Here is a 7,908-nt window from a genome sequence, read left to right on the forward strand (position 1 = left end):
CTACAGATTGTTTTAAGTAATCTAAAGTAGAAAAATACCAACCCGAAGGTTGGTACGGACCAATTAAGCCCAGACTGCTCTTGGTGAATGCATTTCATGTGCCCACCGATTAATGTTCTTCCAAATTAGCTTAGGTGCAACCTGATTGTCCGCTGCTGCCCCCTCAACCGCAGACACAATGATTTCTAATGGTGCCTCATGAAGTATTGTTGCTACATGCGGATAAATACTGTGAGAAAGCGATCGTATAGAAAATATGATTTATTGCTTAATAAAAATTTCTCTTAAAACGGGTGATGATGCCATTTTATCTTTTGAGTGGGAATGTAGTATTAAATCGTGATAATTGTTTTCTAATTTTTTAGTTACTTGATCCCATGAAATTTCTAGGGTTGTTTGTCTTGCCTGGATCCTCAAATTTTCCAAATTAACATCCTCTTTTATTAGCTCAAGGCCTGCTGCAATGAACGAGTTGGCCTCATTCGGACTGGCTAAAAATCCATTGGCACCATGATCTATAAATTGCCGAGCTGCTGCATAGTCATATGCTAAGACGGCTAATCCACTAGCCATCGCTTCGATCGTTACATTACCAAATGTTTCACTCAGGCTCGAAAATAAAAAGATATCGCCACTAGCATAATGGCTTGCAAGTGCTTCATCTCTCTGCACCCCAGTAAAGATGCTATTAGGGCAACTTAACTTCAAAGACCCTTTTTCAGGACCATCACCAACCCATACCATTTTCAGATTTGGATTAACTTGTAACATTGCCTTAAATGCTTCTACAGTGACTTGAAGATTTTTCTCTGAAGCAAGTCTACCTACACATAGGACGACTTTTTCATGGTCCTTAACTCCCCAATGATCTCGCAATTCTTGACAACGCTTAGATGGATTAAATAATTCAGTATCTACTCCTCTAGCCAATACTTTGAGCCTCTCAAATCCATTACTGAGTAACTGATTTTTGAGTTCCTGAGTTGGCACCATTGTGAAGTTGCTATTGTTATGAAAATAACGAAGATACCTTTGAATAGGATTTTTGAGGAAGCTCATCCCATAGTGCGTTGAATAGGCATCAAAATTCGTTCGGAAATCCGAACAAATAGGAATGTTTAATTTTTTAGCCGCCTCTAGCGCTGACCAACCCAGAGGACCTTCGGTAACAATATGGACAAGACTGGGCCTATCAGATGTCCATTGCTTTAACAGCATATTTTTTTGAGGGAGGCCCATCCTTAGCGAGCTGTAACCTGGTATAGGCATTCCTAGTGTCAGTATTTCTTTGAAATGGGGTTCATTTTTGGGTTTATCTTTTAATCCCTGACGAGGCCGGATGAGCGTGATGTCATGCCCCAGCTTCGCCAGACCCTTAATGAATCGAGCGATCGTACTAGCAACCCCATTAACCTCTGGAGGATAGGTTTCCGTAACAATAGCAACCTTAACTGAAACATTCAGGTTTTGATTGCTGTTTATTCCCATGGCGTTTGAAGTCATCAGTGCTGAGTATTCTCGAAGAAAATAACAGTTTTATGACAAAGCGTATTTTTTTATATGTCTTAAAGTTGTCACAAATAAGTTGTAAATATAATGATACTCACATTTTTGTAATGTAGCACTTCAATATTCAGAGGATCCAAAATTGATTCAATTTTTTGAAACCCTAAAAAAACAGCGCTGGGATGATCATCGCTACTATCACCATAGCCGCATCAATCAATCACTACACCTTGTTAGTGCTCTGAGTTTCTTAACTGCCTACTTTTTACTTTTTACTGATCCCATCGCAGCCTCATTGCTCGCCTGGTTAGTTGCTATGACAACTCGTCAAAGTGGACATTTCTTTTTTGAGCCAAAAGGATATGACGAGGTTAATAAAGCCACTCATGAATACAAAGAAGAAATCAAAGTAGGCTACAACCTCAATAGAAAAATTGTTCTTCTAGCCATTTGGGCTGCAATTCCGGTATTGGTGTATTTCAATCCCGTATTCTTACAAAAATTTGTTGCCCTGAATACCTTCACGAACACCGAAGGGTTTATCCGACAAACTGGTCTCTTATGGCTCTGGCTTGGTGTTGGTGGCGTGCTTTTCCGCACTTTCCATCTTTTCTTCATTCATGATGTTGAGGCTGCTTTTGCTTGGATGACCAAAATTCTCACAGACCCATTCCATGATGCAAAAATTTATGCCACCTCCCCGCTCTATTTACTGCGTGGGCAGCTTATAGATCCCATGGAGCACATTGAGTACGATGAGGAAAATCTAAGTTCAATCAAGCCATCATGAAGTTGAAGCTTGTAATCTAGGGTTTTTTCTGAATAGCATTTCTTTAATAATTTGAAACTTTATCGCTTTATTGCTTAAACTAACTTCATTCCACCACCAAGCATCCTGCTTCATGGACTGAGCTGCGGCGATAAAGCGATCATGTACCACTTGCATGTCTGAATCGGTATAGTTAAGACTAAAAATAAATCTTCCAGTACCGATCCAACTTAGAGCTAGGCCTTGCTCCTTCAAGTAGTACTGAAACATCCAGTTATAGCGACTTGGCTCATTAAAATAAACAGTCCAAATACTAGACATATTGACGACTCTGACTGGCAGGTCCATTGAAATCAATTGATCATTCAAATTTTTAGCGCGTTGATCCCAGACTTGGTCTAAATTTTCATATATTTTTTTGACTGCTGGAGTTTCAAGTTGCTCTAGAAATATCTGCATAGCTCCCATTACATAAGGGTGGGAGTTAAACGTCCCTCGTGCAAAGCAGATGTCAGCTGGTTTTTCTTCCCTAAACCGCTTCATTAAATCACTTCGTCCGCACACTACCCCAATCGGCAAACCACCGCCTAAAGTTTTACCATAGGTCACCATATCAGCACGCACACCAAAGTATTCTTGCGCACCGCCCTGAGCCAAACGAAATCCTACAAACACCTCATCAAAAATCAGAATAATTCCTTTTTCTGAACAGACTTCTCTTAACTCTTGAAGCCATTTGGTATAAAAAGCACGGTCGTAATGGGCTTTTCTTGAACTATCAAGCAGGGAAGAGTCGCCAGGAGCCCCCTTATTCAGATTCATTGCTTGCAAGGGATTAACTAATACGCAAGCAATATCCTTCCGATTGCGAAGCACGCGTAAGGTATCTTGATCTGCTTCTTTTAGAGTGTAAGTTTCTCTAGGAGGCAGTGGATTGCCTATGCCTGGCTGCACGTCTTCCCACCAGCCGTGATACGCACCATTAAACCGTACTACATGACTTCTTTTTGTATGGTAACGAGCCAAGCGTACCGCCTGCATGACAGCCTCTGTGCCAGACATATGAAAGGATACTTCATCTAGCTTCGATAGAGCCTTTAAGCGCTTGACATTATCCGCAACGATTGGATGATAAAAACCTAAAACAGGGCCAAGCTCAGAAACACGTTTAGCACCTTCTTCAATCGCTCTTTTGTAAAAGTCAATTCCCAGAACATTAACGCCATATGATCCAGTTAAATCGTAAAAAGTATTGCCATCTAAGTCCGTCATTGTGACTCCGGACGAAGACTGCATAAAGCTACCTGATTTCAGATGCTTACTTACAAAGTTACTAAATTGAAATGGTACCCGATACCTACCCGTAAATTGCAAATCTGATATGGTTTCTGCTGCTTGATTTGTCAGGCTAACTGATTTTTTAAAGCGCTCTTGATAGATCTGCGACAGACGCATAAATCCAATTTCTCTCAAAGATGCAATATTGTCTGGTGCCCCGTCAACTTGAAAAAAGGAGTTTTTATTGAAAGAATAATAAGGGATCAAACGAGCCACTCTCTTTGCCATACGAGAATGTCCCGCTAAAGAGGGATGTTTAGCCTTAGAAAGTTGAAGTCTTACATAAGACTTCCTAGTAATCCATATTCCAAATACTGCACCGAATATACTTATTGCTATCCAGCCATCCATAGATACTCCTATTAATTGTTTTAATCACTTTTACTCTATTTATTTGACAAGATTATGTCAGTGAAAAAAATCATCCAAAACATATTGTCTCAGGAAGATCTCAACTTCTTACTGACAAATCGTATTCCTCGCATCGGACTAACGCGTTTTATGGGCTGGTTTAGTCAAATTGAGAATCCAGTTGTTGCCTATATATCGATCAATGTTTGGAAGTTCTTTTCTGCTCTTGACTTGTCAGAGGCAAAAAACAAGCACTTTAAAAGTATGCACGCGTGTTTTACTCGTGAATTGAAGTCAAACGCAAGACCAATCAACCAAGACTTAAGTTATCTAGTAAGCCCATGTGACGCTCTTATTGGGGCATTCGGTCAAGTCAGCAATGGAGAAATTTTTCAAGCTAAAGGCTTTCCTTATGCCTTAAATGACTTGATGCCCAATAAGGACCTAGCAAAGAGCTATGAGGGATGTGAATATGTAACCTTACGACTCACCTCAAGCATGTACCACCGCTTTCATGCTCCGTCAGCAATGCGAATTAGAAAAATTACTTATATCTCCGGTGATACTTGGAATGTAAACCCAATTGCACTGAAACGAGTTGAACGACTCTTTTGCAAAAATGAAAGGGCTGTTATTGAATGTGAAATAGATCAATCCGATAAAGGGATTCAAAATACTACTCTGACTCTAGTGCCTGTAGCAGCCATTCTTGTTGCCAGCATTCGCATGCACTGCATTAATCTACTATTCCATCTACAGTACAAAGGCTCTAATGAGATTGACTGCGACGTTGCCGTCACTCGCGGAGAGGAATTGGGCTGGTTTCAGCACGGCTCAACTATTATTGTTTTTGCTCCAAAAAATTATCGCTTGCTACCAAGCTTAAATCTGGGGGACCACATTCGTATGGGTGAAGCTTTATTTCAATACTTTAAGTAACGCTCACAAGACAAAACCCCCACCACTGTTGATGAGGGTTTACTTTTCTGGTGGACCCACCAGAGCTTGAACCTGAGGCCAAAGGATTATGAGAGCAGAAGCCCACGATAGACCCTTATAAAAAGGGGGTCTACGTGTAGTCAGTGTTCAAGGTGATATTGCTCCTTACTTAAGGAATGCTTTGGCAAGCTAAGCGCTATTCGCCTTGACGTTTTAAATCTCGATAGAAATTTTCATGTGGGCCAAACGTTAAAAGCTTAATACTTTCTTGATCCACAATTCGATATGCTAATAAACATTGTTGCTGGGAAAGTTTGAATTTATAAACATACACTCCCAGTAAATCTCCTACTTTTGCCTCACCAATGATGGGATCTTTGGAAATAAATTTGAGCGCAGCATCTAACTCTACTTTTTGTGGGGCGTGCAGTTTTTTTGTGGCCTTTGCAAAACTGGCCGTAATGAGTAAACGCATTAACTAAAAACGTATTCACCAATGACTGGTTCTTGATCTGCAACCAAAATTTCACGAATCAAAGAAAAAGGTAAGTCTGGATTTTCTTGGGCAATCTTGCCAATTTGTGACCAATACTCAATCTGCTTGGGTACCGAGCGATGCTCAATATTTCCAAACACTTTGGCTTGCTCAACTAGTTTTTCTGACAATTTCACGTTAATAGACATGATAGCTCTCCGTTAGGTGGTTCCATTATAGCAATATAAGCTCCTTTTTGGAACCTTTTATAAAAAGTCCACTAACCATTCTAAGCAGCCAATTGCTGTTTTTGAGCCCGCTTCTTACTGGGATAGTTATCAGCAGCCTTACGCCGTATTATTTATATCTTTTTCAAATGGGGCAATCCAAGACATATTCTCAATCTTTTAAGAATTTTATATATTTTTACTAGTTTAGCTCGCCATGCTTATACGTTACTTAAAGTAACGCCAAAAAGACAAAACCCCCATCATTGCTGGTGAGGGTTTGCTTTACTGGTGGGCCCACCAGGACTTGAACCTGGGACCAAAGGATTATGAGTCCTGCGCAAACATTTGATCATCACAATCTAAAGGTAGTTCATGGTCCTGGATTTGCCCTGACTGTCTTCACCTGTGCAGCAGTCACATTCGCTGATGCAGAATTATCCCAACTGGTTCTGACATAGTTAGCTATTGTGGCAATTTCATCATCCGTTAACTTCGATGCAAAAGCAGGCATTGGTATATAACCATTCCTAGCATTAATACCGTGAATTACAACCTTGATGATGTCAGCTCCATTTGGTGCAAGGATTGCCGGATTCCCATCAAGAGGCGGGATGACATTCACAATTCCCCTACCACTGCTCTGATGACAGGCGCTACAGTTATCAATATACAAATGATCTGCTGTCAATTCATTTAAGCACTCACTTAAGTCCCATACAGTTTGCATAGTAAGTAACAGTTGCAGGCCAGTCTGAAAATACCCCCTTAACACCAACCTGCTTAGCAAGCACATCTAAAACTTCATAAATTTGGCCATCAGTGTAAATGGCTGATTTTATTGATTGATGATACCAACTACCACCCTTATTCATCGGTCCATCACGTTCAAGGGTCCATGTAATGATATTCAATCCCGCATTTTTTGCCGCCCTGGCATAATCTGATGGAATAATTTCTCCTCTGCTACCTATGGTCAGAAGCACCCATATAGGTGGAGCAATATATCGCACCCCTTTCGTATAAAGCTCTTGCATGGTTGGCTTTAGCATTTCAGGCTGTGCAGCATTAAATTCTTTCTGTTCGTATCTACCATCCAAATAAATTGCCTGCTTTCCAAACTCTGGTTCATTTTGAATCCAGTACATCACATCATTTAAATTAAATGATTGTGGAAAAACGTCTTTAGGAGAGACCCCAGCCTGCTTATACTCATTAATGAGAGCTTGTGCATAGTGCTCTTGGGTAAAGCCTAAATAGGGCATGGGTACCACTGCCTCTTTAAGCTCAGGAGTAAATTTACCGCCAAATTGTTTAAATAAAGCGATAGATTCTTGATGTGTCAATAGAGTACCGCCTGCCTCAGAATACAATTCGGTTCTCCAAGATGGTGTACCTGCCATGTAGGACTGAATATCCTTGGCATTTTTATTAAATCCATCCATCTTGCCACGTAGGGTTTTAAATTCCTCTAGCGAGATATCGGTTGTACGACACTCCGCTACCGCCGGCTCTCCGCTATTAGCTGGGATAAAAGGCTTTGTACATTTCTCTTTCAAATTAGTTAACAAGATATTCGTTGATCCCTGTAAATCATTTTGCGCATGACGACAAACTAATTGCTTATCTTTAGTAAAAGTAACATCACATTCAAAAATACCAGCCCCCATCAATGCGGCAGCCTTATTTGACTGAACTGTATGCTCTGGAAACTCCAAAGGAGCGCCACGGTGGGCTATTGAAAATGATGTGCGATGAGGGGTATTGTTAACACAACTTTTTAACTTACTTTTTAAGGGACCCTCTTTCATAGCATCAATTAAATAATAGGGCCTGACTCCGTATTGAATATTTTGGGCAAATACCGAGAGGCTAATAAAAAGCAGAGTTAGGGCAACTAAGGCAACTTTTATTCTGCTGTTTAACATAAAAATCAACAATTTAATTTTAGAATGAGTGAATTATTACTCATTAATAATCACAGCGGCTTTTGACTTAATGATTTGTTCAAGCTCTTGGCTTGTGAGGTAGCAGATTGTTGCATTAGATTTGGCAACTTCATATTGCTCATCTTCAATCGCTTTGATTGGATATCGCCCCGCCTTTAATGGCGTTAGTCCAATCACATCATCATCCAGAACTGTTTTAGCTAAAAAACTATCGATTACTTTTAATTGCATGTACTTATTTTATAAAAACAATATGACAGATCTTATAGACATAAAAATCATTAAACTTTGATTATTCCTGCTTTGTGAATTATTACTCACCCGCAAAGCCAATAAACGGCTACCTTCTATGGC

General features: G+C 40.1%; 9 protein-coding genes. 2 read left to right on the top strand and 7 right to left on the bottom strand.

Annotation, left to right across the window (positions count from 1 at the left end; translation table 11 throughout):
• Positions 1–261: 261 nt before the first annotated feature.
• Positions 262–1,503, bottom strand: a complete 1,242-nt coding sequence (locus tag ABWP14_RS11165; protein WP_353203048.1) for a glycosyltransferase family 4 protein — start codon at positions 1,501–1,503, stop codon at positions 262–264.
• Between the two features lie 145 nt (positions 1,504–1,648).
• On the opposite strand from ABWP14_RS11165, the gene ABWP14_RS11170 reads away from it, so the two are divergent.
• Positions 1,649–2,296 carry a hypothetical protein gene (locus ABWP14_RS11170; RefSeq protein ID WP_353203049.1) on the top strand — a complete coding sequence of 216 codons (648 nt, stop codon included), beginning with the start codon at positions 1,649–1,651 and terminating at the stop codon, positions 2,294–2,296.
• Here the strand turns inward: ABWP14_RS11170 and ABWP14_RS11175 are convergent.
• Positions 2,291–3,964, bottom strand: a complete 1,674-nt coding sequence (locus tag ABWP14_RS11175; RefSeq protein ID WP_353203050.1) for an aminotransferase class III-fold pyridoxal phosphate-dependent enzyme — start codon at positions 3,962–3,964, stop codon at positions 2,291–2,293. The two genes, ABWP14_RS11170 and ABWP14_RS11175, sit on opposite strands and share 6 nt — an antisense overlap.
• 54 nt (positions 3,965–4,018) lie before the next feature.
• Between ABWP14_RS11175 and asd the strand changes: the two genes are divergently transcribed.
• Positions 4,019–4,903, top strand: coding sequence for an archaetidylserine decarboxylase (gene asd / locus ABWP14_RS11180; protein WP_502930181.1), 885 nt, complete (start codon positions 4,019–4,021; stop codon positions 4,901–4,903).
• 196 nt (positions 4,904–5,099) lie between these two features.
• Here the strand turns inward: asd and ABWP14_RS11185 are convergent, their stop codons facing one another.
• The 5 genes from ABWP14_RS11185 to ABWP14_RS11205 form a co-directional block, all read right to left on the bottom strand.
• The gene (locus ABWP14_RS11185; RefSeq protein ID WP_353203052.1) at positions 5,100–5,378 is read right to left on the bottom strand and encodes a type II toxin-antitoxin system RelE/ParE family toxin; all 279 of its coding nucleotides are present in this window, start codon (positions 5,376–5,378) and stop codon (positions 5,100–5,102) included.
• Complete coding sequence (locus ABWP14_RS11190; RefSeq protein WP_353203053.1) at positions 5,378–5,587, bottom strand: TA system antitoxin ParD family protein; 210 nt, start codon at positions 5,585–5,587, stop codon at positions 5,378–5,380. The genes ABWP14_RS11185 and ABWP14_RS11190 overlap by 1 nt, the downstream gene beginning before the upstream one ends.
• Positions 5,588–5,978: 391 nt before the next feature.
• Complete coding sequence (locus ABWP14_RS11195) at positions 5,979–6,335, bottom strand: c-type cytochrome (protein ID WP_353203054.1); 357 nt, start codon at positions 6,333–6,335, stop codon at positions 5,979–5,981.
• Positions 6,310–7,533 carry a glycerophosphodiester phosphodiesterase family protein gene (locus ABWP14_RS11200; RefSeq protein ID WP_353203055.1) on the bottom strand — a complete coding sequence of 408 codons (1,224 nt, stop codon included), beginning with the start codon at positions 7,531–7,533 and terminating at the stop codon, positions 6,310–6,312. Before ABWP14_RS11200 ends, ABWP14_RS11195 begins: the two co-directional genes overlap by 26 nt.
• A gap of 36 nt (positions 7,534–7,569) precedes the next feature.
• Positions 7,570–7,785 (bottom strand): hypothetical protein, encoded by a 216-nt coding sequence (locus ABWP14_RS11205; RefSeq protein ID WP_353203056.1) that lies wholly within the window; start codon positions 7,783–7,785, stop codon positions 7,570–7,572.
• Positions 7,786–7,908 lie beyond the last annotated feature (123 nt).

The organism is Polynucleobacter sp., from assembly GCF_040400325.1.
Taxonomy (GTDB): Bacteria; Pseudomonadota; Gammaproteobacteria; order Burkholderiales; family Burkholderiaceae; genus Polynucleobacter.